This window comes from Pinibacter soli, from assembly GCF_029961145.1.
In the GTDB taxonomy this organism is placed as follows: Bacteria; Bacteroidota; Bacteroidia; order Chitinophagales; family Chitinophagaceae; genus Pinibacter; species Pinibacter soli.
In genome coordinates, this window is record NZ_JASBRG010000001.1 from 701744 (window position 1) to 724195 (window position 22452).

22 protein-coding genes are annotated in these 22452 nt (G+C 41.0%); 9 read left to right on the top strand and 13 right to left on the bottom strand.

The genetic code is table 11. The features are described from left to right. Nucleotides 1–163: 163 nt before the first annotated feature. From QJ048_RS02805 to QJ048_RS02840, 8 genes are all read right to left on the bottom strand, one after another. Entirely contained in the window at nucleotides 164–1984 is a 1821-nt protein-coding gene (locus QJ048_RS02805; protein ID WP_282332810.1) for a cytochrome c oxidase subunit I, read from the bottom strand. Between the two features lie 52 nt (nucleotides 1985–2036). After that, on the bottom strand, nucleotides 2037–3113 hold the full coding sequence (locus QJ048_RS02810; RefSeq protein WP_282332811.1) for a cytochrome c oxidase subunit II: 1077 nt from the start codon (nucleotides 3111–3113) through the stop codon (nucleotides 2037–2039). 68 nt (nucleotides 3114–3181) lie between these two features. Continuing rightward, entirely contained in the window at nucleotides 3182–4402 is a 1221-nt protein-coding gene (locus QJ048_RS02815; protein ID WP_282332812.1) for a quinol:cytochrome C oxidoreductase, read from the bottom strand. A 42-nt stretch (nucleotides 4403–4444) separates the two neighbouring features. Continuing rightward, entirely contained in the window at nucleotides 4445–5101 is a 657-nt protein-coding gene (locus tag QJ048_RS02820) for a c-type cytochrome (RefSeq protein WP_282332813.1), read from the bottom strand. Nucleotides 5102–5180: 79 nt separating this feature from the next. Then, the gene (locus QJ048_RS02825; protein ID WP_282332814.1) at nucleotides 5181–5777 is read right to left on the bottom strand and encodes a DUF3341 domain-containing protein; all 597 of its coding nucleotides are present in this window, start codon (nucleotides 5775–5777) and stop codon (nucleotides 5181–5183) included. A 103-nt stretch (nucleotides 5778–5880) separates the two neighbouring features. Next, entirely contained in the window at nucleotides 5881–7326 is a 1446-nt protein-coding gene (nrfD, locus tag QJ048_RS02830) for an NrfD/PsrC family molybdoenzyme membrane anchor subunit (protein ID WP_282332815.1), read from the bottom strand. Nucleotides 7327–7413: 87 nt separating this feature from the next. Beyond that, entirely contained in the window at nucleotides 7414–10599 is a 3186-nt protein-coding gene (locus QJ048_RS02835; protein ID WP_282332816.1) for a TAT-variant-translocated molybdopterin oxidoreductase, read from the bottom strand. Nucleotides 10600–10694: 95 nt separating this feature from the next. Beyond that, a complete protein-coding gene (locus QJ048_RS02840; RefSeq protein WP_282332817.1) occupies nucleotides 10695–11900 on the bottom strand; it encodes a c-type cytochrome in 1206 nt (401 codons plus the stop codon). 844 nt (nucleotides 11901–12744) lie between these two features. Here QJ048_RS02840 and purN point away from each other — a divergent pair. Continuing rightward, the gene (purN, locus tag QJ048_RS02845) at nucleotides 12745–13320 is read left to right on the top strand and encodes a phosphoribosylglycinamide formyltransferase (RefSeq protein WP_282332818.1); all 576 of its coding nucleotides are present in this window, start codon (nucleotides 12745–12747) and stop codon (nucleotides 13318–13320) included. Nucleotides 13321–13382: 62 nt separating this feature from the next. Here purN and QJ048_RS02850 read toward each other — a convergent pair whose 3' ends face one another. Then, nucleotides 13383–13589 carry a hypothetical protein gene (locus QJ048_RS02850; RefSeq protein ID WP_282332819.1) on the bottom strand — a complete coding sequence of 69 codons (207 nt, stop codon included), beginning with the start codon at nucleotides 13587–13589 and terminating at the stop codon, nucleotides 13383–13385. Between QJ048_RS02850 and QJ048_RS02855 the strand changes: the two genes are divergently transcribed. Both QJ048_RS02855 and QJ048_RS02860 read left to right on the top strand, forming a co-directional pair. After that, a complete protein-coding gene (locus QJ048_RS02855) occupies nucleotides 13504–14169 on the top strand; it encodes a hypothetical protein (RefSeq protein WP_425607783.1) in 666 nt (221 codons plus the stop codon). The genes QJ048_RS02850 and QJ048_RS02855 overlap by 86 nt on opposite strands. A gap of 10 nt (nucleotides 14170–14179) precedes the next feature. Then, nucleotides 14180–14725: a hypothetical protein gene (locus QJ048_RS02860; protein ID WP_282332821.1), complete on the top strand. Its 546-nt coding sequence runs from the start codon at nucleotides 14180–14182 to the stop codon at nucleotides 14723–14725. Nucleotides 14726–14782: 57 nt separating this feature from the next. Here QJ048_RS02860 and QJ048_RS02865 read toward each other — a convergent pair whose 3' ends face one another. Beyond that, nucleotides 14783–15304, bottom strand: a complete 522-nt coding sequence (locus QJ048_RS02865) for a DUF4251 domain-containing protein (RefSeq protein WP_282332822.1) — start codon at nucleotides 15302–15304, stop codon at nucleotides 14783–14785. 187 nt (nucleotides 15305–15491) lie between these two features. On the opposite strand from QJ048_RS02865, the gene QJ048_RS02870 reads away from it, so the two are divergent. Together QJ048_RS02870 and QJ048_RS02875 are read left to right on the top strand one after the other, a co-directional pair. Continuing rightward, complete coding sequence (locus tag QJ048_RS02870) at nucleotides 15492–16259, top strand: 4-hydroxy-tetrahydrodipicolinate reductase (RefSeq protein ID WP_282332823.1); 768 nt, start codon at nucleotides 15492–15494, stop codon at nucleotides 16257–16259. A 128-nt stretch (nucleotides 16260–16387) separates the two neighbouring features. Further along, nucleotides 16388–16768 (top strand): RidA family protein, encoded by a 381-nt coding sequence (locus QJ048_RS02875; protein ID WP_217791432.1) that lies wholly within the window; start codon nucleotides 16388–16390, stop codon nucleotides 16766–16768. Between the two features lie 322 nt (nucleotides 16769–17090). Here the strand turns inward: QJ048_RS02875 and kbl are convergent, their stop codons facing one another. Beyond that, a complete protein-coding gene (gene kbl, locus QJ048_RS02880) occupies nucleotides 17091–18278 on the bottom strand; it encodes a glycine C-acetyltransferase (protein WP_282332824.1) in 1188 nt (395 codons plus the stop codon). A 140-nt stretch (nucleotides 18279–18418) separates the two neighbouring features. On the opposite strand from kbl, the gene QJ048_RS02885 reads away from it, so the two are divergent. The 4 genes from QJ048_RS02885 to QJ048_RS02900 all read left to right on the top strand — a co-directional run bounded on the left by QJ048_RS02885 (nucleotide 18419) and on the right by QJ048_RS02900 (nucleotide 21507). Then, on the top strand, nucleotides 18419–18622 hold the full coding sequence (locus tag QJ048_RS02885) for a hypothetical protein (protein WP_282332825.1): 204 nt from the start codon (nucleotides 18419–18421) through the stop codon (nucleotides 18620–18622). Nucleotides 18623–18897: 275 nt separating this feature from the next. Further along, entirely contained in the window at nucleotides 18898–19383 is a 486-nt protein-coding gene (locus QJ048_RS02890) for an RNA polymerase sigma factor (protein WP_282332826.1), read from the top strand. 24 nt (nucleotides 19384–19407) lie between these two features. After that, the gene (locus QJ048_RS02895; protein WP_282332827.1) at nucleotides 19408–20535 is read left to right on the top strand and encodes an anti-sigma factor; all 1128 of its coding nucleotides are present in this window, start codon (nucleotides 19408–19410) and stop codon (nucleotides 20533–20535) included. Between the two features lie 90 nt (nucleotides 20536–20625). Beyond that, nucleotides 20626–21507 carry an outer membrane beta-barrel protein gene (locus QJ048_RS02900; protein ID WP_282332828.1) on the top strand — a complete coding sequence of 294 codons (882 nt, stop codon included), beginning with the start codon at nucleotides 20626–20628 and terminating at the stop codon, nucleotides 21505–21507. A 208-nt stretch (nucleotides 21508–21715) separates the two neighbouring features. On the opposite strand, the gene QJ048_RS02905 is transcribed toward QJ048_RS02900, so the two are convergent. Both QJ048_RS02905 and QJ048_RS02910 read right to left on the bottom strand, forming a co-directional pair. Next, nucleotides 21716–22132: a type II toxin-antitoxin system HicB family antitoxin gene (locus QJ048_RS02905; RefSeq protein WP_282332829.1), complete on the bottom strand. Its 417-nt coding sequence runs from the start codon at nucleotides 22130–22132 to the stop codon at nucleotides 21716–21718. A 25-nt stretch (nucleotides 22133–22157) separates the two neighbouring features. Next, nucleotides 22158–22355 (bottom strand): type II toxin-antitoxin system HicA family toxin, encoded by a 198-nt coding sequence (locus tag QJ048_RS02910; RefSeq protein WP_282332830.1) that lies wholly within the window; start codon nucleotides 22353–22355, stop codon nucleotides 22158–22160. Between the last annotated feature and the right edge of the window lie 97 nt (nucleotides 22356–22452).

The following is a 22452-nucleotide window of genomic DNA, read 5'->3' on the forward strand; positions in this document are numbered from 1 at the left end:
AATCTTTCTACGCTTCATCTTCCAGTTGGTAAGGTCATTCGGAAAAACACCCTATCAGATATCTTTTTAAACCTTTATAAAAAATACCCCGATTTATATCGGGGCATTCATATCGATTGAATTTTCAAAAATTCTAGCTTCTATACCCCTTACTCAGTTAATCCTAGTGATGTTCACTTTCATTTGCGCTTATCGGCTCAGTCTGAGGAATGAATTCTCTTCCGTCTTTGCCGTAATCATAAGCCCAACGGTGAACTTCAGGAATTTCGCCAACCCAGTTACCGTGACCAGGATGGATCGGAGTTGTCCACTCTAAAGTATTTGAGCCCCATGGATTTTCTGATTTCACTCTTCTTCCTTTGAAAATTGAATAGAAGAAGTTGAATACAAATAATAACTGTACTGCGAATACTATTATTGAAACGATTGAAATGAAATGGTTCAAACCACCGAATTGGTTGAATGATGCCCAGCCACTGTAATCAAGGTAACGACGAGGCATACCCGCCAAACCTTCGTAGTGCATTGGCCAGAAGATCAAATAGGCACCAACGATTGTAATCCAGAAGTGGATATAACCCATAGTGTTATTCAAATAACGACCGTACATTTTAGGGAACCAATGGTACACACCGCAGAACATACCGAAGAATGATGCAACACCCATTACTATATGGAAGTGAGCAATCACAAAGTATGTATCGTGCAAGTGAATATCCAAAGATGAGTTACCTAACCAGATACCTGTCAAACCACCAGAGATGAACAAGCTCACAAAACCAATCGCGAACAACATCGCAGGTGTAAATCTGATATTACCTCTCCAAAGAGTAGTTAACCAGTTAAATACTTTAATAGCCGAAGGTACCGCGATCAACAATGTAAGTAGTACAAAGAATGAACCTAAGAATGGGTTCAAACCAGTTACGAACATGTGGTGCGCCCATACAAGGAACGCCAGGATCGTGATCGCAAAGATAGATCCCACCATTGCCATATAACCAAAGATAGGTTTACGTGCATTGGTACTCATTACTTCCGATACCATACCCATCGCAGGCAACAGGATGATGTATACCTCAGGGTGACCAAGGAACCAGAATAAGTGTTGATATAGAATTGCACTACCGCCTTCGTTAGGCAATGCTTTTTGAGTAGATGCTAAGAATATGTCTGACAAGTAGAAGCTTGTACCGGCATGACGGTCAAACAACAACAGGATGAAACCAGACAACAATACTGGGAAAGACAATACACCAAGTACAGCTGTGAAGAACAATGCCCAAACTGTCAAAGGCAGTCTAGTCATGCTCATACCTTTTGTACGCATGTTTAATATTGTAGAGATGTAGTTCAAACCACCCAATAATGAAGACACTACGAACAGCGCCATCGCGATCAACCAAAGATCCATACCTGTTTTAGAACCAATGGAAGCGTCGCCCAATGCACTCAAAGGAGGATAAGACGTCCAGCCACCACTTGCAGGACCTGTTTGAATGAACAAAGAAGAAATCATTACCACACTGGAAATAAAGAAGAACCAGTATGACAACATATTCATGAAAGGAGACGCCATATCGCGTGCACCTATCTGAAGAGGAATAAGAAAGTTTGCAAACGTACCGCTCAAACCTGCAGTCAATACGAAGAATACCAACACGGTACCGTGCATTGTTACAAGAGCGTAATAAAACTCAGGTTGAATTTTACCGCCTTTAGCCCAGTGACCAAGAATGTTTTCCAACCATGGGAATGTTGTGTCAGGAAAACCTAATTGCAAACGGAAAAGAACAGACATCAAACCACCAAGAATCGCCCAGATAATCCCCGTAATAAGGAATTGTTTAGCAATCATCTTGTGATCCATGCTGAAAACATATTTGCTGATAAACGTCTCATGATGATGGTGTTCACCATGCCCGTCATGATGCGCTTCGTGTGTAGATACTTCAGATCCGTGCAAGATAGCTTCGTTACTCATTGTCAAAATTCTTTAAATAGATAACTATTATACTCTAATCCTGAATTACAGTTTATTTCTTTGCAGTCGCAGCTGAGTCAGCTGCTGGCTTTGTTGATTTTGTAGAATCCGCAGCAGGCGCCGGAGCCGCAGTTGCTGGATCTTTTTCAGGGAAAGCCTGTACGTAATTTGCTTTTTGTTTAGCTCTCCAAAGGATGAAATCCGATTGCGATACAACTTTAATAATTCCTTTCATCGAATAGTGCCCTTTACCGCACATTTGATCACAAGAAATTTCATATTCAAAGTTAGGATTATTAGTTTTTTGCTTCATTTCCTCTGTAGTGTACAAAGGAGTGAACCACATTGTAGTTGGTGTTCCGGGAACAGCATCCATTTTCATACGGAAGTGAGATAGACCAACGTCGTGGACAACGTCTCTGGAATTGATCACCAATTTAACCGGTTGACCTTTTACAAGATACAGAGCTTCTGTAGTTACGATATCATCATGAGAAGCAGGATCATCCCAAAGCAAACCCAATTGGTTAGACTGCGCCTCGTTGATATTCTTATAATATTTTTTACCAAATGTGTTGTCTTTACCTGGGTAGCGATAGATCCAAGCAAACTGTTTACCTGTAATTTCTACAGTCATCGCATCTTTTGGCGCATCACCAGTGATTTTGAACCAGTAGTACAAACCAAAGCCTACGAGAATAGTAAGAGTGATCGCAGGGATAACTGTCCAGATCAACTCCAATTTGTTATTGTGAGGGAAATAAAATGCCTTGCGATTCTCTTTATATTGATATTTAAATGCAAACCAGAACAACAACACTTGTGTAAGAACAAATACAATTCCGGTAATTACAAGAGTGATGTACAACATTGAGTCGATCTTCTGACCATGATCAGAAGCCGCTTCACCCAATATTTTTGGTTTCAGCAAAGCGTTACACCAGTACACACCTATCAGGCCCAATATAAGAAATGCCAACAGCAGGAAGCCGTTTATGCGGTTATTTTGTTCAAAGGTTTTCTTTTCACCCTTTAATACAGCTACATATTCACTTGCCTTTGCTATTTGGAAAACAATTAGAAATCCTAATAACAAGACTGCTATTATAAAAAAGGCAGACATGGTCATGGTCTAATGAAATTTATACTAAGTTTCGAAATATTTAAATCAAAAGTAACTCTATTCTGTGTTTCAAATTAAGTGTGGTGGATAACACTTTCTTTGAAGAATGGGTGATTTTTAGGAACTAATGGTGCCTGAGCCAATGCTCTACCAGTTGAGAACATGATCAAACCAACAAAACCGGCAGCCACACCAAAGTCAAACAGGTTAAGATCAACATGCTCTTTGAAAGGCCCTACGAATACCATTTGATAGAAATCTACCCAGTGACCAAATATGATCAGTACTGCCAGGATTGCAACGCTTGTATAATTACGTTTAGCGCTTCTTCTCATCAGCAATAACAAAGGTACCAGGAAGTTAACGATCAGGTTAAGGAAGAAAATTCCTTTGTAAACACCCTGAACACGAGGTTTGAAATAAATGGTTTCTTCAGGAATGTTAGCGTACCAGATCAACATATATTGTGAGAACCACAAATAAGTCCAGAAAATTGAGAACGCAAACATGAACTTACCAAGGTCATGCAGGTGTTCTTCGTTAACCACTTCAAGATATCCGCGGTTTTTAAGAAAGATCACAAACAATGCGATCAATGACATACCTGATACAAATGAACTTGCAAATGTATACCAGCTATACATCGTTGAGTACCAATGAGCATCGATGCTCATCAACCACAACCATGGCGTTACAGAGGCAACCGTTAAACCGAACCAAACGATGAACAGTGCAGCCCAAACTGTATTTTTAAAAATGTATTTTCTACCTTCTTCAACAGAAGCGAGAGGATTTTCGTCAAGGAAACGGCTCAATTGTCTCATTTTATGACCAAGAACAACCCACAAACCAATTGACAAAATTGTCCACACGATAAAAAACGTGGGGTTCAAAAACCCGGATTTACCTTTCAGAATAGCGTCATGTTGAACATGCTCTTTATCTAACCAATGATAAATATGATGCTGATCGGTCATCACAATGCACAAAAGAACGATAAGCGCGATTACGCCTAAAGGAATTACAGCTTTTGAAATAGCTTCCGGAACACGGCGGAATGCCAATTGCCAACTACCCATTGCAAGAGTTGTGGCGCATATAAAGAACATGCTGGCATTTACAATCAAAAGAAAAAACACACTGTTATGTAGCATAGTTGCCCAAAACCTTGCAGGTTCGTGGGAACCGTACATAAAAAATCCAACTATTACAGAAACAATACCCACCGCCATCAGCGCTAATGAAATGTTTCTAAATCTGCCGGGAATCTCGAATTGCTCTTTAAATGACGACATTCTCAAAAATTTATGCTCAATGAATCAATTTAAATTCTTCAGTTATTTTTTGGCCGCAGCTGAATCAGCTTTAGGTGCTGCAGCAGCTGGTGCAGATGCAGCAGCTTCGCTACCACCTTTTGCTTCAGCTTGTTTACCTTTAATGTAGTGGATCACCATCCATCTCTGCTTTGGAGTAAGCTGCGATGCATAAGAACCCATCATGTTTTTGCCGTATGTAATCGCGTGGAACATTGTTCCTTCGCTCATAGCTTCATACTTAGCATCGCCAACCAGTGTAGCCGGTTTTACCGGATAAGGACCATCGCCTCCTTTGTACAAAGGACCATTACCATCCAGTTTCGCACCATGGCAAATACCGCAGTTGATCAAAAACAATCTTTCTGCTTCTACTTTACCAGTCGAATCAAGCGCAGGCAAAGGGTTTACCATTACTGCTTCGCTTGCATACAAACCTGTAGTGTCAGCGGGAGTTTGATAGATCACGTCCTCATTTCTGCTTACAGTACCCTTAACATTTCTTGCATTGTAGTTAATGCCATCATTGTTCAGGCCGCTGTGATCTGAATAAGTTTCCACTGCACGACTATATGCCATGTCCGGCATATAGTTTCTGGACGGCTTACGTTTTACATCGCTACAGCTGATAACAACTACAAGTGCAGCTAACAAGGTAAATATGACAGATAATTTTTTCATCTGTGTTCTATTATTGTTTTTTTTCAGCCAGAACCAATTTTTATCTCAGTTCTGATCGAGTTGATTCTTCTTACAATTATTATTCAAATGCAGTTTTCTCTTTTCTAACCTGGAACGGCATTGTGTCCTTGTCGTAACGACCAAGCCACCATCCAGTTTCAGCATTCTGCACATTTATTTCTTTTGCTCCTGCCTGAGCAAGAAAAGATTTCACTTCATCTTCATTTGTTTTCTCTGTGCACTCAATCACCATTACAAACTGATCGTCTGTAGCACGTGGGTGGAAGTGGTGCTTTTTCAAAAACGGAGCTAACTGGCACAGGTAGCAGAAAGTAAGTACCATTCCTACTGCAGAGAACAATACTGTTAACTCGAAAGTGATAGGGATCCACGCTGGCAATGCAAAGTGAGGTTTACCTCCGATGTTTAAAGGCCAGTCTTTGGTAAATACCCAACTAATGCCACCTAACGCTGTTGTGGTTCCTGTAATAGCATATATAAAACCGGCTGTATGAAGACTTGTATCACGCAGTCCCATAGCATGGTCCAAACCGTGCATTGGAAACGGAGTGTATATATCATGAAGCTTGTAACCCGCCTTGCGTACTTTTTTTACTGCAGGAAACAGTACCGCTTCATCATCAAAACAACCTACTACAAATTTTTTTACAGACATCTTTTAAAATATTCTGAATTTGAAAATTTGAAAATTTGAAAATGAACACTTGAGTTTCGTTATCAAAACAACTCTCAACTCTCAACTTTCAACTCTCAATTATTTAGTGCGCATGTGCTTGCTCGTGAGCAAATTCTTCTGGTGCTTGCGTCTCGATTCCGCCAACTCCTTCTTTATAGCTTTCCCCGCTCTTCTTCAAGATGTGCTTGATCTCAGCGATAGCAATTACAGGGAAGAATTTAGAGAACAGGAAGAAACACGTAAAGAACAATCCAAACGTACCCATATAGAAACCAACTTCCCAAATGGTAGGCCTGTAGTATGTACTCCAGCTACTTGGCAAATAGTCTCGATATATAGAGGTAACGATGATCACAAAACGTTCGAACCACATACCTACGTTTACGATGATTGACATGAAGAAAGTAACAGTGATGTTTCTTCTCATTTTACGGAACCAGAAGATCTGCGGAGACAATACGTTACAGCTCATCATCAGATAATAGCTCCATGCTAATGGAGTTGTAATATCCCATCTGTTCCTAAACGCAGCTGCCTCGTAAGGATTCTGACCGTACCAAGAAATGAACAACTCAGTAATATAAGCGATACCCACGATAGAGCCGGTTAAAACGATAACCTTGTTCATCACCTCGATGTGCTCAAGGGTGATATAATCTTCGAGGCTTAATACTTTACGTACGATCAACAACAGTGTTTGTACCATCGCGAATCCGGAGAAGATCGCACCTGCCACGAAGTATGGAGGGAAGATGGTAGTATGCCAACCAGGAATTACTGATGTTGCGAAGTCAAAAGATACGATAGTGTGTACTGACAATACCAGTGGAGTACTCAAACCAGCCAATACAAGAGACAAAGACTCATGACGTTGCCAGTGTTTTGTAGAACCAGTCCATCCGAAAGACAGAACACCATACATTCTTTTTCTCCATTTTTCTTTTGCACGGTCACGCACAGTTGCCAGATCCGGAAGAAGACCCGCATACCAGAACAACAACGAAACGGTGAAGTATGTAGAGATCGCAAATACGTCCCAAAGAAGTGGAGAGTTAAAGTTTACCCACAAAGGACCTCTTGTATTTGGATAAGGCAACACGAAGAACGCGTTCCAAACACGACCCATGTGGAAGATTGGGAACTGACCAGCGCACATTACTGCGAAGATCGTCATCGCTTCCGCAGCACGGTTCACACCTGTTCTCCATCCCTGGCGGAAAAGTAGCAAGATTGCGGAGATCAACGTACCGGCGTGACCGATACCAACCCACCACACGAAGTTGGTGATATCCCAACCCCAACCAACTGTTTTGTTAAGGTTCCACTGGCCGATACCGTAAACAACGTCACGATATACGGAGTAAGCACCGAAAGATAATAAGAAGAGCGAAATAGTAAACCCTATTTTCCAAAGCTTTGAAGGCTTTGCTTCAATTGGGCGAACAATGTCTTCTGTTACCTGGTGATAAGTCTTATGACCTGTTACCAGCGGGTTTCTTGTTTGCGATTCGTATCTTAATAATCCCATATTCTATGCTTTTAGCTATCAGCCGTTAACTTTTAGCTTATAAAGTTTTTGTGAATAATAACTCTTTTAACCTTGTCGTATTTTCAATTAGCTGTGTGCTGCTTCTTTCTTTTCTGCTTTGTGCTCTTCGTGTCCTTCTTCCTCTTCTTCAGCTTTTACACCCAAAACAACATCTGTGTTACGAACTTTAGCCAGGTAGTTCACGTTTGGCAATACGTGTAATTGCTCAAGCGTAAAGAACATACGGTTTTTGTTGTCCTGTCTTGTTTTTGAAATCTGGCTTTCTGTGTTGTTAGCGTTACCGAAAACGATCGCATCAGCCGCACATGCTTGTTGACAAGCTGTTTTAGCATCATTGTCTGTCAAAGTGCGATTTTCTTTTTTCGCTTTCAGTTTACCTTCCTGCAAACGCTGAACGCAGAATGAACATTTCTCGATTACACCACGGCTACGAACAGTTACATCTGGGTTCAATACCATACGTGTAAGCTCGTCGTTCATCATCAACACAGACTCATCAAGATGACCTATATTTCCAAGACCGCCAGTGTTCTTTTGGTTATCAGGGAAGCTGTCAGATCCTGTATAATCAGCCCAGTTGAAACGACGTACTTTATAAGGACAGTTGTTCGCACAATATCTTGTACCTATACAACGGTTATAAGTCATTTGGTTCAAACCTTCACTGCTGTGGTTAGTGGCAGCTACCGGACATACGTTTTCGCAAGGTGCGTTGTCACAATGTTGACAAAGCATCGGTTGGAAAAGCGTTTGAATACTGTCTGCATCTGAAGCGTTACCGCTGAAATAACGGTCGATACGCAACCAATGCATTTCATGCGCTCTCAATACTTCGCTTTTACCCACAACTGCCACGTTATTTTCTGCAGTACATGCTACTACGCAGGCACCACAACCATAACAGCTGTTCAAGTCGATACTCATTCCCCATTTGATACCCGGACGGTCGTAGTGAGGATAGATTGTACCTTCTTTTTCGTATTCAGCCAAGCCACCGAAAGGTGCCAATTCTTTATCTCTTGCTTCCCAAATTTGTTTTGGATTCTTTTTGAAAGATTCCAAAGTAAGTTCTTTCACTACTTCACGACGGCCTTCATAGCTAGCGTGAGTTTGTGTTTGAGCAAGTTTGTATATTTTCTTAGCGTCTGTGATAGTTACATCGCTGGCATTGTAAACAACGTTACCATTATTAAGCGTAGCAAATCCAAATACGTTTTGTCCCAATTTGCTGCCGTCAAAGTGAGTCACAGCTTTACCGATTTTCTCACTTCTGCCGTAACCAACTGCGATTGCAATTGTATTTGCCTGGATACCAGGAACGATGATAGTTGGGATTGTAATTTCTTTACCCCCTACTTTAACTGTAGCCATTGGCTTAGTCATTTCTACATCGTAAGTGTCAGACGCCGTTGGATTAAGAACATCTATACCGAACAACTTTTTACCTAAGGCAGGCGAAATGATTGCATAGTTGTCCCAGGTGATCCTTGTGATTGGATCAGGCATTTCTTGCAACCAAGGGTTGTTGGCTTGTTTACCATCACCCATGCTCACTTTCTCATACAACACCAATTCAATTTCACCACCTTTTTTAGCGCTGTTGATCGCCGAAGTAGCTTCTGCCACTTTTGCTCCATTGTAAGCTGTGCCGCTTACAGCTGCCGCCGGCTCGATAACACCGTCTTGCAAAGCTTTCAGGTATGCAGCCTGTCCGCCTACTTTAGCAGCCCAGAAAGTATTGAAATAATCGTGATAAGCAGTTTTGTTACCAGTCCATGTTAACAATGTATCCTGTAACTGGCGGGTTTTGAAAAGTGGAGAGATTGTAGGCTGCATCAAGCTGTAGTAACCAGCTTTAGGTTCAGCATCGCCCCAGCTTTCAAGGTAATTATTAGCTGGCAAAACGTATTTGCACAATTCAGTTGTTTCATCCATTTTTTCGTTGAATGAAACAGAAACTTTTACTTTTTTAACAGCCGCTTTGAATTTCTCTGCGTCTGCATAGTCGTAAGCAGGGTTTGCATCCCAGATCAACAAAGCACCAACGCTACCCGCGTTCATGTCGTCAACCAATTTAGCAAACTCGCTATCTACACCCTGACGTGTTTGAGAAGGAGCGGCCCAGTTTAAAACTGTTCCGTTTGCACCAATCGCTTCGTTGATTGCAGCAACGATAACCTGAATGTTAACGTCGTTGCTACCACACATTACAATAGCAGCGCCTTTATTTGCCAAAAGATCTTTTGCAACTTTTTCGATCGCTGATTTCAGTTTTGCATCGCCTACTGACACACCCTGACCGTTTACTGCGTTCAACAGAGACAAAGCAATTGCACCTGTTTCAGAAGGACGGTGAGTAAAGCGTTCGTCAGCATTTGCACCTGTCATGCTAAGCATACTCTCGAATTGGTAGTGCTTGCTCATTTCAGGATTAGCTTCGTTGATTTTTCTTCCGTGAGAGTAACCTTTTTGTTGCTCAAGCGGGTTCAACCATGTACCAAGGAAATCAGCACCGATACCTACAACCACTTTTGCTTTTTCCAACTGGTAAGCAGGGAAAGCTCTTTTTCCGTAAGCAGCTTCATTTGCCTGTAACATTCCACTGTATGAAATGGAATCATACTGTACGTGGCGGCCGCCCGGATATTTTGCTAAAAATTCTGTGATGATTTGTTTTGTAGAAGGGGAAGTGATTGTGCTCGTAAGCAATACAACCGGAGCTCCGCCCAAACCTGCCAATGCTTCAGAAACCATTTTATCAAATGCTTCCAGGGAGCTGACTTCTTTTCCATCAGCTGATGGGTAACGAAGACGCGCAGTATCATAAAGATCTAAAACAGAAGCCTGAACACGTGGAGTGGTTCCGCCTTTTGTGATAGAAGAAAGGTCGTTTCCTTCAATTTTAATAGGACGACCGTCACGAACTTTCGCAACTACAGGTATAACTTCTCCGCCGGATACAAATGTTGTAGCATAGTAATTAGCTACACCAGGAGTGATCTCAGCTGGTTTATTTAAATAAGGAATGGCTTTTTTTACCGGTGTTTCGCAGCTTGCAGCTACAGCAGCAGCAGCGGTGCTAAAACCCAGGTATTTAAGAAAGTCCCTGCGTGGGGTTTTTGCATCCAATAGTCCTTTCCCTTCCAGATCTTCAAATGGTAATTCCTCGCGGAATTCGTTCTGAACATTCTCTTGATGTGCTTCTGAGTTGTGTAACTCCCCGAAACTTTGCCAGTATTTTTTGTTAGCCATACTAATATTAGATCGAAGATTATTGGTTACTGCCGTTTTAGTTACAGACAGTGAATTTCCTTTTAATTATTTGTTTTGATCCTTTGCACTATATATTAATAGTGACATTTTTGACATTCTGTACCACCGATTGTTTCTACAGTGATGCTATCCAGTTTATGAGGGTTAGCGATCATTTCGCCATCTTTATTCTTAATAGAATCTTTCATTTGGTCGTGGAACTTCTCGTATATGCTGTAGAACTTGTTGTCTGTGAATTGAACTTTTGTTTCACGGTGACAGTTGATACACCAGCCCATGCTCAGGTCAGCGAATTGGTATACTTCATTTTCTTTTTGAATTTCACCGTGACATGTCTGACAAGCTTGCTTACCGGCAACTACGTGTTGAGAGTGGTTGAAGTATACGTGGTCAGGCAGGTTGTGGATACGAACCCACTCGATTGGCTTAGGCTCATTAGCGTATTTCTTTTGCGCTGCGTCCCAACCTGTGTAGCTATAAAGTTTTTTGATCTCCTCTGTTCCATTAACCTCTGTTCCGTCTTCGCGGTACAGTTTTTCGCTTTTATCGCTATACTCGTTGATCGCCATGTGACAGTTCATACAAATATTCAAAGAAGGAATATTTGCCTGTTTGCCCAATTGCGCACCACCGTGACAATACAAACAGTTGATCTGGTTAGTGCCTGCGTGTACTTTGTGAGAATAGAAGATTGGTTGTTCAGGCTGGTAGTTTTTATTACGGCCAAGACCGATAGCGCCTTGAATTGTGTAATAACCACCTACTACAAACAGTACCAATGTAAATAAGGTGATGTAAGTTTTATTTCTGTAGAAAGGAACCGGCTCGAAAGCAGGAACACCTTCTTTATCGTCAGAAAGTTTTTTCAGGTTTGAGTTTACCTGCAACAAAATCAGCGTAATAACTGCAAGGATCAGGGAAAGAATACCGAAAAGAAGGCTGTTATCAGAACCCTTTTCTTCTGTTTCAGTAGCTGCAGCTGCACCTGGAGTTGTTGGCACTGGTGTGCTAACATATTTCAGGATGGCATCGATATCGGCATCTGAAAGGCTTTCAAACACCTGCATTGGTGTTTTATTGTACTTAACGTACAAGTCGTTGAAATACTTGTTACCGCTAGCCAACACTTTTTGGTTGTTGTGGATCCACGCGTGTAGCAATTTTTTGTCTGGAACACGTTCTTCAATACCTGCCAGTGCAGGACCGGTCAAATCTTTATTTACGGCGTGACATGATGCGCAATTCGCCTGAAATAAAGCCTTGCCGTCTTGAGCCTTCAAATTCTGGAAAGAAATTATAAGGAGCAAAAGGATACTGAATATACTAGTCTTGGCTATTCTGCTTTGATAATTCATATTTCTCAAAATATCTGTGGATAATGTGGAAAAAATATCCGGAATCGGGTGCAAAAATATGACAGTCAATTGACAAAACGCAAACAAGCCGATATTTTTTTTTTCCGCTCTGGGCTTGCGTTTCAGAGGATTAAACTCAAGAATGCAGAATATACCGACAAAAATTTATGATAGCTTTAGAACTATTTTTAATATATACAAAAATGTGAATAACAGAAAGTTTATCTCCATCATCTTAATATATGATTACCATCAACATCGATTGGTTCGTGCAGAAATAAACTGAAAATCAGAGAGCATCTTTTCTGGTAGAAAGTCTATTATAGAAAAGATACATTGAAATATTCGGAAAATACCCATTTTTAACAGGGCTAATTTAACCAATAGCCCAGTTTCTTTTCCGAGACCTAATTACTGCCAGTAGTAAAGCGTACTGAAATTTCTGAGCAAAAGCATATATTTTGTAAAATATTATAAATCAAACCCTTAGTTGAAAAGTTTAAAAATCTGCAACTAAGTTAAGATTGCGACTAAACGGTTGACGATTGGGGGCAGGAAATAAGTGCTTCCGTTGCAAATCAAAAACGGCGCTTTTTATACCATACTATATATAGTGTAAAAATATATAGTATAACAGTCCTTTGGAGCAGTATATTTTCTTTACAAATTATCTGACGAGAATGGTTAAAGAATGCAGGGTAGAAAAGTTGCTTCGCCAAATGTCAAAGGGCCTATTTTTGCTTTTCTAATAAAAACGCCACACTATCACATGATCAAAGTAGCCATTTTTGCTTCCGGAGCCGGTTCCAATGCCCAAAAGATAATTGACCATTTTAAAGATCACCCTTCTATAAAGATCAGTCTGATTGTTTGCAACAAACCTGGCGCAGGCGTTTTGGGTATTGCGGATAAAGAAAACATTCCGACATTACTTATTGAAAAGGAACAATTCTTCAGAGGCGACCATTACGTACATGCCTTAAAGGCTCATGATATATCTTTTATCATACTTGCGGGATTTCTCTGGAAAATACCCGGCGGTTTGGTGGAAGCTTTCCGTGGACATATTATTAATATACATCCGGCACTTCTACCAAAGTATGGTGGCAAAGGCATGTATGGACAATTTGTACATGCAGCAGTCATTGAAGCAGCAGAGAAAGAAAGCGGCATCACCATTCATTATGTCGACGAACAATACGATCACGGTTCTACTATCTTCCAGGCAACTTGTGAAATAACGCCCAGCGATACACCGGAAACACTCGCTCAAAAAATTCATGCATTGGAGCATGCACATTTTCCAAGAGTGGCGGAAGAAGTGATCTTACAATTAAAAAGTTAAATTGAAAGTTTGTTGATTGAATAAAATTTTTTCGGTGTAATATCACACTCAATAAAAGCATTTTATCTGATCAGATATTTACTACTAATCGTCGTTTGTTTTTGCACCGTTGCGGCAACGGCACAGTATGCTACCATAAAGGGAACAATAATGGATGAGACCAATACATTTCCTATTCCCGGAGTGAGTGTATTGTCCAAATCCGGCCGGGGTACTACTACTGACTCGTCCGGAAGATATTCCATCGTCCTGGCAGAATCGGATTCCATTTACTTTTCATATCTAAATAAACCGACGTCAAAATTTGCAGTGAACACTATTGCAGATCCCAATGCTTTTAATGTAGCTATCCGAATTCCTGTTGCCTATTTGAAAGAGATCAGGGTTTTGCCACGCAACTACAAAATGGACTCCCTTCAAAACCGAATCGATTACGCAAAGGTTTTCAACTATAAAAAACCCGGGCTTAGTATAACTGCCCCTAATACAGGAGCTCTGGGTGTTGGTCTGGACTTAGATCAGATCATCGGAATGTTCAGCGTACAAAAGAACAGGCGCATGGCGCTCTTCCAAAAGAGGTTAATCTGGGAGGAGCATGAAAAATTCATCGACCATCGCTTTTCAAGAGGCGTTATACGCAGGCTTACAAAACTCGACAGTACAGCTCTGGACACGTTTATGATCGTTTTCAGACCCAGCTATTTATTCACCGCTTCCAGAAGCGATTACGACTTTTATGACTACATAAAAAAAGCCGGAGAGGCTTATAAAGCCGGTGTTCGACATAATTATCTTTTGCGTAAGGAAGATTATTTAAACGATTATTACGATCAGGATTACCACAATTAAACCTCAGAACATGGACCAACTAACTCTTGGCATAGGCACGCGTTTACAACATACACAATATGGACCGGGTGTTATTGTTGGCGTAAAATATGCAGTCTACATAATTTCATTTATCCATCACGGCATTAAAGAGATCGATAAAACGGATACTCATTTGGATGAAATTCTTCCGGAAAATGTGACCACCGAAGTCGAGACAACATCGGAGCTGGAAAAATCGCTTCTTAAAATTCTTCGCTTGTGGGGCGACGTTACCGAGCCAGTTCCCTTAGGCGAGAGATGGACCGGTGGAACGATGCTCCTCCAACCAAAAGATTCTTCTTTAAAACCCAAGGAAATACCCATTGAAGCATTCTTTCACAAAATAGTAATGCTGCGCGACAGGATCCGCGTAATGGAACAACAGATTAATAGTCATAAAACTTTAACCGACGAGGACAAAGTAAATCTTCAACAATATATTACACGTATTTACGGCTCCCTTACCACATTTAATGTTCTTTTTAAAAATAAAGAGCAGTGGTTTGTTGGGGAAAAAGGCGCGAAGGAGGATTAGGGAAATTGCTGGTTATTAGACTTTATGTGCAACAACCGGCAACCATCAACCAACAACTCATTTCTTCTTTTTCTTCACCTTCGGTTCTACAATCACGCCATTAAACGAAATAGGTTGTTTGCTCGTGCTGGTAACCTGCAGCGTTGCATAGCCCTCGGATGACACGCTTAAACTCATCATCTGTATGTCTTGCACATCTTTTGGCTTGATTAGAATATCCCAACCTTGTTTTTTACCAGGCGTTACGGTGTAGTCAAAATCTTTTGAAATGAAGTGAATGCCTCCTTGCGTTGGGTCCATCGGTGCCGTGTATGCGCGACCATAGTATGGGAGGTAAGAATTAATGGTATCCTTGCTCACTTTCACATCGTATTCATAATTGAGCTGACGGGTTGCACCCGACATTGGCATTGCGGACTGCGCCTTAAACACATAATTCTGCGAGTCGATAAGCGCTTTAATAGCGGCTTGTTTCTTTTCCTTTTTTGAATCTTGTGCTATTAAATTGTTGTTATTAAACAGCAAGGCAATCATTATGAAAGAAAAATAAATGCCTGCCAAGAGAAGTCTTTTTGCCATTGTTTCAATGCTTTAAAGTTTGCGAATTAGGCTTATTAAATATAGCACTAAGTTTTTATTAAATATATACCCAACAAGCTTTCACCCTTCTTAAAAATGGTTACTATATTGCAATTCTCCCCAATCGCAACTGCGTAGTTGCAGCCCTGCCGTGTGGTCTAATTTTCTAACCTTTAAAAACAAACTCATGACCAAAATTAGAATCGGACTATTTGGCTTCGGCAAAACCGGCAAACAAGTAGCTGGTGAATTTCTAAACGACAAGCATTTTGAGTTGGTTTGGGTCGTTCGAAGAAACGAAACCGACCTTGGCAAGTATGCGAGTCACTTGTTAGGACATGAATTCAAGGCAGGAAAACTTTTTTCTGTGAACGACATTGGTCCTGATTTCTATAGAAAGAATCCCGTAGATGTATTGGTAGATTTTTCAAGTTCAGACGGCATTCAATATTATGAAGCGGCGGCTGAACAAGGCATCAAAATCATTTCAGCAATCTCCAAGTATGAAGAACAGGATTTCCAACTGTTAGAAAAATTGAAATCCAAAACAGCGATGTTATATTCTCCAAATATCACGCTGGGAGTGAATTTCTTACTAATTGCTTCACAGGTTTTACAAAAGATTGCACCGCATGCAGATATTGAAATTGTTGAAGAACATTTTCGCAAAAAAAATGAAACATCAGGTACCGCATTAAAAATTGCCGAAACACTCGGTCTTGAAAAAGACAAACACGTTAATTCAATTCGTGTGGGCGGTATCGTTGGTAAACATGAAGTGATATTCGGCCTGCCCAATCAAACGATCCGCATCATTCACGAAAGCATTAGCCGGGCTGCATTTGGCCAGGGCGCCATCTTTGCGGCTAAATGGCTGATCGAGCAAGCAGCGGGGTTATACAATATGGAAAATTATATTACCGATCTGTTCAGAAGAAATATTCCGGTTTACTAGAGAAAGAACGCAGATTATCATGATTGTCATGATTAACACAGATAAATTCTCGTCATAACAAATCATAAAAATCTTGATAATCTGCGTTCTTTCTCTTTAATTTCGAACCTCCAAAATTATCTAATCAAATGAGCAAGAAAATCATCGTTACAGATAAAGCGCCAGCTCCAATTGGACCTTATAGCCAGGCTGTACAAGCGGGTAATATGTTATTTATTTCTGGGCAAATTCCTATCAATCCAGCAACGGGAAATGTTGAGGCAACCGATATTCAAGGTGAAGCGACGCAAGTAATGGAAAACCTGAAAGCCATTCTAACGGAAGCCGGAACAACGTTTGCCAGTATTGTAAAAACAAACATTTACTTAAGCGACATGAATTTGTTTGCCCAGGTAAATGAAGTGTATGGCAAATATTTTGAAAAAGATTTTCCTGCACGAGAAACAGTTGCGGTGAAAGGTTTGCCAAAAGGCGTGAATGTTGAGATCAGTATGATCGCAGCATTGTAATAACTGAATAATTGAATAACAATGTAGAGACGCGTATGAACGCGTCTTTTTTTATTCGGGAATGTAGTATCCAATGCGGCAGATTGATTTATTTGTGTTGGAACGTTTGGTGCAAAGGAGACGCGTTCAACGCGTCTCTACCAAGGTCAACATTCAGGACTATTACATTTACTTCGGGTGGTTCTCAGACCTAACAGGTTTTGAAAAACCTGTCAAGTCTGATGCAAGTTTCCTTCAGCAAATCTCTATTCTTTGTGACTTTAAAATAAAACGTCCCGAAAATTTCGGGACGTTTCAGTAATTCAGTTACTCAGTTATTCAATTATTTCAGTACACCCAGCTCCTTACCCACTTTTGTAAAACCCGCAATCGCTTTATCCAAATGTTTTTGCTCATGCGCTGCACTCAACTGTACACGAATACGAGCCTGACCTTTCGCCACAACAGGGAAGAAGAAGCCGATTACGTAAATATCTTCTTCCAACAATTTAGCAGCAAATTGTTGCGCAATCACTGCATCGTACAGCATGATCGGAACGATCGGGTGATCGCCGGGCTTAATATCAAACCCAGCTTCCGTCATTTTGGACCGGAAATATTTTGTATTGAATTCCAGTTTATCACGGAGTTCAGTTGTTTCTGTCAACAGATCCAACACAGCGATAGAAGCACCAACAATGGAAGGCGCAACTGTATTAGAGAACAAATACGGGCGGCTACGCTGGCGAAGCATTTCAATCACTTCTTTTTTACCGCTGGTAAAACCGCCGCTGGCGCCGCCAAGCGCTTTACCTAAAGTACCGGTGATAATGTCTATTCTTCCCATCACATTTCTGTACTCATGCGTACCGCGACCCGTTTTACCCAAAAACCCTGATGAGTGACATTCGTCGATCATCACAATCGCATCATATTTATCTGCCAGGTCGCAAATTTTATCGAGCTGAGCAATGGTTCCATCCATGCTGAAAGAACCATCGGTAACAATGATACGGCTGCGGAGACTTTGCGTTTCTTTCAATTTCTCCTCCAGATCTTCCATATTGTTGTGTTTGTACCTGTATCGTTGTGCCTTACAAAGACGCACACCGTCAATGATCGAAGCGTGGTTCAATTCATCGCTGATGATCGCATCCTGATCGCTAAAAAGTGGTTCAAACACGCCGCCGTTTGCATCAAAAGCGGCAGCGTATAAAATAGTATCTTCTGTACCTAAGAACTTTGCAATTTTTTGTTCCAACTCTTTATGAATATCCTGCGTTCCACAAATAAAACGAACACTACTCATTCCGTAACCGTGTGAGTCAATGGCTTTATGTGCTGCTTCAATTACTTTAGGATTTGCAGATAGACCAAGGTAGTTGTTGGCGCAAAAGTTCAATACCGTTTTCCCATTCACCTGAATTTCAGGACCTTGTTCACTGGTAATGATGCGTTCCGTTTTAAAAAGGCCGGCTTCTTTTATCTCGCCCAGCTCTTTGCTTATCCGTTCTACGAATTTGGTATTCATTGATTCATATTTAATTTGGAGCCCAAAAATAGGGAATACTGATAGCCTGAAACACCAAATTTTAATTATGCAAAAAAATCCTAATTTAGGTGTAACCTTTTTTGTGTACCTTCGTCATACTTCTAATAAACTTAACGATTATGAAAGCAACAGCATTATACAGGCTGGCTTTTTTATTGATCATCCTTGGTGCCAGTGTTTTCCTTTATGCATATAACCATAAGGAAAAGCCTGCAACGGATGATTGCACAGAAGGCGGAAGGAAAAGTTGCTGCGAGAAAAAGGCTGACAGCGAATTCATCATTCTTGAATCGATCGTTGATCGCCTGACAGCTTGCAGATAAAATATTAATTTCATCCCTACTCAATATAACCAGCTCCGGCTGGTTTTTTTATGGACGTGAAAAGCGTGAATGGTCAATGATCAATCGTGAGTGGGACGCCGAGCGTTTGAGAACCAGCACTATCTTGAATTTCCATCCTGTGCGGCGAGCCTCATTCACAATTCACGATTCCCGATTGACGATTCCCTTTTTTTCAGATTTTTTGTAACATTCCTGTACTGCCCTGCGTATAACTATTAAATTAAACATCAACATTACCGTTAGAGCTGCTGTTTATGACAGAAAAGGACTACAACGAATGCGTTAGAAACTGTGCCGATAATGTATACCGGTTTATCGTGAAGAATCTTCGTCATGAAGAGGATGCACGAGACGTGGTGCAGACAGCTTTCGAAAAATTGTGGCGCAACAGGAATGAAATTGATGCGGAAAAAAGCAAATCGTATCTTTTTACCATCGCTTATCATCAAATGATTGATCATCTGAGAAAAGTGAGAAGAATACATTTAAAAGACGAATTTCACGAAACAACAAGCATAAGCAATAAGCCAACCAATAACCTTAAAAGAGTGCTCGAAGAAGCCTTATCCAAACTGAACGAAACGCAGAGAAGTCTTGTCCTGCTGAAAGATTACGAAGGATATTCCTATGAAGAAATCGGTGCAATCACCAATCTCAGCGAGAGCCAGGTAAAAGTGTACTTGCACCGGGCACGTATTTTATTGAAAAACTATCTGGTAAGTCCCGAAAATGTTTTGTAGGATTTATCAAACAACAAAATAAAAATGGAAATAAACCGCCATAATTACGAAGAATACTTTCTACTGTACATTGACAATGAGTTGTCGGTTGCGGACAGAACTTCTGTTGATGTATTCGTAGAACAAAATCCGGACCTGCGGCCAGAACTGGAAGCGTTGCGACAATCTCTTTTCTTACCGGAAGAAAAAATTGTTTTCCCCGGCATAGCTGGCCTTTTCAAAAATGAGAACGCGGCAACTATAGACGCCAATAACTGCGAGGAATATTTTGTACTGTATCATGATGGTGAGTTAACGGCTTCCGACGAAAAATTGGTGGAAGATTTTGTTCTGGATCATCCGCAACATAAAGCTGACTTTGAACTTATTCAAAAGGCAAGACTAGAAGCAGACCAAACAATAGTATTTGAAAATAAACAGGTTCTGTATAAACGAGAGAAGACGGAAAAAGTAATTTACTTCACATGGTTGAGATGGTCCGCTGCTGCGGCTGTGATTGTGATTGCAGGGTTGTTGTGGTTCAATAAAAGCAATTTGTTTACCGGCAAATCAGCTGAACGACCAATCGCATCAGTTGGTGAACATCCAAAAAACAGCGCCATTGAAAGCAACCCGGCACCTGCCAAAATTCAATCAACTACGCAGCCAGAAAATGCTGTGCCGGCGGCTCAGCAAAATGAAACTCCTGGCAGCATTAAAACCCCATCTTCAGGAGAGGTTACGGAAACAACGCATGAAGTAAAAAACGGAGCGGGCACAGATGGCCAGCATACAGGAACACCTTCTGCAACCAATGCCGATAAGGTGAGAAACAGTATTACTGCAGATCCGTCAATGGCGATAACCGATATTCCTCTGACATCTAGCAAAGTATACCCTGTGAAAAACGATGTTGCAGTGAACGATCCAAACGTAAGCAAGATAAATGAACACATTAAACCCAACATAGCGAACGCCACACTTGCAAGTGAAAGCGATGAGAAAACAACCGACAATGCAGACCTTGCCAATAACGAATCATCACTTGGTAGAAAAAGCGGGCTAAGAGGCTTCATCCGCAAAGCAACCCGGGTGATTGAACGTAATGCAAATGTTGATCCTGAGGAAAGACCAGGCATTATGATTGGCAATTTTGCGATCGCTACAAAATAAGACGGGCGAATGCGCCCTGTCCGAAAAAGGGCGAATACAATTCGCCCCGACATTCACAAGATTTATCAACTCTTTTTAAACAACAAGTATATGCACAAACTGTATTTACTATTAGCCGCCTTATGTATCACTACCATCAGCATGGCACAGTCAGATACCACCCGCCCGAAAACTGATACAGTGAAAGTTAAAAATGACACTATTGTGGTAGGCGGGATGATCATCATCAAAACGCCCAGCGACCAGCAGCCAGAGCCGCAAAAACACAATAAGAAAGACTTTTACGTAAATCTTCCGAAGAAGAAAAAGAACCCTAACCTGAGTACCAACTGGCTCGTGTTTGACTTTGGTTTCAATAATATGGACGATAAAACAAATTACTCTTCACCTGCAGTGCAGCAACTTTTTTCTCCTGCAGGAAGTGGTAACGCAGATTGGTTTGATCAGCGCAATGGCAAATCCGTGAACGTGAACATTTGGTTTTTTATGCAGCGTTTGAATTTGGTTCAACACATTCTTAACCTGAAATATGGATTGGGACTTGAGCTATATAACTTCCGATATTCGCAACCGATTCGTTTTGACACCGACCCAACAAACGGTTACAGCTACTATTTGGATCGCACACAAAACTATTCAAAGAACAAGTTGGCGACAGACTACCTGGCCGTACCGGTAATGTTGAACTTCAACTTTACGCCTGGAAAAAAGCCATGGGAAACTTTTGGATTGAGCGCCGGCGTTAGTATGGGCTATCTGTATTCTTCCCGTCAAAAAGTTATCAATGAACAGGGAAAAAATAAGATCCATAACAATTTTGACATGGAAGAATTCAAGTTGTCTTACATAGCCGAGTTGCAATTAGGTTTCATAAAACTCTACGGCTCTTATGCATCTAAAAGTATCTTCAAAAACGGTATCAATCAAACGCCGTATGCAATCGGTGTAAGGTTCAGCAATCAATCTTTTTAATAGAAGAAACTAGTAGTTGAAAAGCGTCGGCGAGTTTCAAACTTTCCGACGCTTTTTCTTTTGCAAAAAGTATAATCTCGCTCTGCAAGGCTTGCAGCCTTGCAGCACTATCTCGCTGCCTCTGGCCACTATATCGCTGCAAGCGACAGAATAAACCTCCGAAGCTGGAAGCTTCGGAGAGCAGCGTAAAAACTGTCACGAACTCGAACTAAACAATACTTGCCAGCGCATTTATTTGCTTGTTAATGGTAATAATGCCCGCAGCGATCTTTTCGTTTTGTTCAGCCCTTGGCTTACGATGACCTGTAAGGTAATGACTTAACTGCTTCTCATTTATTCCCGTTACGCGGGATAATGCAGAACGCGTAATTAAGCCATCTGCCAAATGCAACATTGCTGAACCTTGCAGAGCAAAATCCAATTCATATTTACCTTTAACAATATAGTTGGGCAATTTATCACCGTCTGCCAGAGATGCTTCAATATGGAATTTGAATGCTTCTGCAAATTTCTGCTTTACGTCATCCAGAGTTTTGCCGGTAGCAAAAACAACTCCGTTTATTTCTCCGGTGCCGGCACTAAAATTGTCGCCGGACCATTCTACCAATACTGCGATCTTTTTCATTTTAGCGTTCATTAAGTGGGCAGGTTTATCGCCATCCCGCTTGTTTAAAAATACTGTTTAAGAGCTCTTGCGATAATGTGTCGCTTGACTTTCCATTCACAGTAACTTTTCCTCTTTTGCTACCGTGTTTAAATTGCCTGTGACTCGTACCGTTTTGACTGTGAAGAAACCAACCGTCTGCTTTTAGCATATCAATTATTTCTTTCACCTTAAATCTTTTCATGGGTTAAGGATTTCCGCTTGACACTTCAAAGATAGAAATATTTCTATCATTTATATAATCGCACTGACGTTTAATTTCTTTCTGCTTTGCAACCCTA

Bases quoted from the DNA above. Each gene is read 5' to 3' on its own strand.
- QJ048_RS02805 (WP_282332810.1), bottom strand. From the start codon at position 1,984: ATGAGTAACGAAGCTATCTTGCACGGATCTGAAGTATCTACACACGAA.
- QJ048_RS02810 (WP_282332811.1), bottom strand. From the start codon at position 3,113: ATGACCATGTCTGCCTTTTTTATAATAGCAGTCTTGTTATTAGGATTT.
- QJ048_RS02815 (WP_282332812.1), bottom strand. From the start codon at position 4,402: ATGTCGTCATTTAAAGAGCAATTCGAGATTCCCGGCAGATTTAGAAAC.
- QJ048_RS02820 (WP_282332813.1), bottom strand. From the start codon at position 5,101: ATGAAAAAATTATCTGTCATATTTACCTTGTTAGCTGCACTTGTAGTT.
- QJ048_RS02825 (WP_282332814.1), bottom strand. From the start codon at position 5,777: ATGTCTGTAAAAAAATTTGTAGTAGGTTGTTTTGATGATGAAGCGGTA.
- nrfD (WP_282332815.1), bottom strand. From the start codon at position 7,326: ATGGGATTATTAAGATACGAATCGCAAACAAGAAACCCGCTGGTAACA.
- QJ048_RS02835 (WP_282332816.1), bottom strand. From the start codon at position 10,599: ATGGCTAACAAAAAATACTGGCAAAGTTTCGGGGAGTTACACAACTCA.
- purN (WP_282332818.1), top strand. From the start codon at position 12,745: ATGATCAAAGTAGCCATTTTTGCTTCCGGAGCCGGTTCCAATGCCCAA.
- QJ048_RS02850 (WP_282332819.1), bottom strand. From the start codon at position 13,589: ATGGAATCCGATTCTGCCAGGACGATGGAATATCTTCCGGACGAGTCA.
- QJ048_RS02860 (WP_282332821.1), top strand. From the start codon at position 14,180: ATGGACCAACTAACTCTTGGCATAGGCACGCGTTTACAACATACACAA.
- QJ048_RS02865 (WP_282332822.1), bottom strand. From the start codon at position 15,304: ATGGCAAAAAGACTTCTCTTGGCAGGCATTTATTTTTCTTTCATAATG.
- QJ048_RS02870 (WP_282332823.1), top strand. From the start codon at position 15,492: ATGACCAAAATTAGAATCGGACTATTTGGCTTCGGCAAAACCGGCAAA.
- QJ048_RS02875 (WP_217791432.1), top strand. From the start codon at position 16,388: ATGAGCAAGAAAATCATCGTTACAGATAAAGCGCCAGCTCCAATTGGA.
- kbl (WP_282332824.1), bottom strand. From the start codon at position 18,278: ATGAATACCAAATTCGTAGAACGGATAAGCAAAGAGCTGGGCGAGATA.
- QJ048_RS02885 (WP_282332825.1), top strand. From the start codon at position 18,419: ATGAAAGCAACAGCATTATACAGGCTGGCTTTTTTATTGATCATCCTT.
- QJ048_RS02890 (WP_282332826.1), top strand. From the start codon at position 18,898: ATGACAGAAAAGGACTACAACGAATGCGTTAGAAACTGTGCCGATAAT.
- QJ048_RS02895 (WP_282332827.1), top strand. From the start codon at position 19,408: ATGGAAATAAACCGCCATAATTACGAAGAATACTTTCTACTGTACATT.
- QJ048_RS02900 (WP_282332828.1), top strand. From the start codon at position 20,626: ATGCACAAACTGTATTTACTATTAGCCGCCTTATGTATCACTACCATC.
- QJ048_RS02905 (WP_282332829.1), bottom strand. From the start codon at position 22,132: ATGAAAAAGATCGCAGTATTGGTAGAATGGTCCGGCGACAATTTTAGT.
- QJ048_RS02910 (WP_282332830.1), bottom strand. From the start codon at position 22,355: ATGAAAAGATTTAAGGTGAAAGAAATAATTGATATGCTAAAAGCAGAC.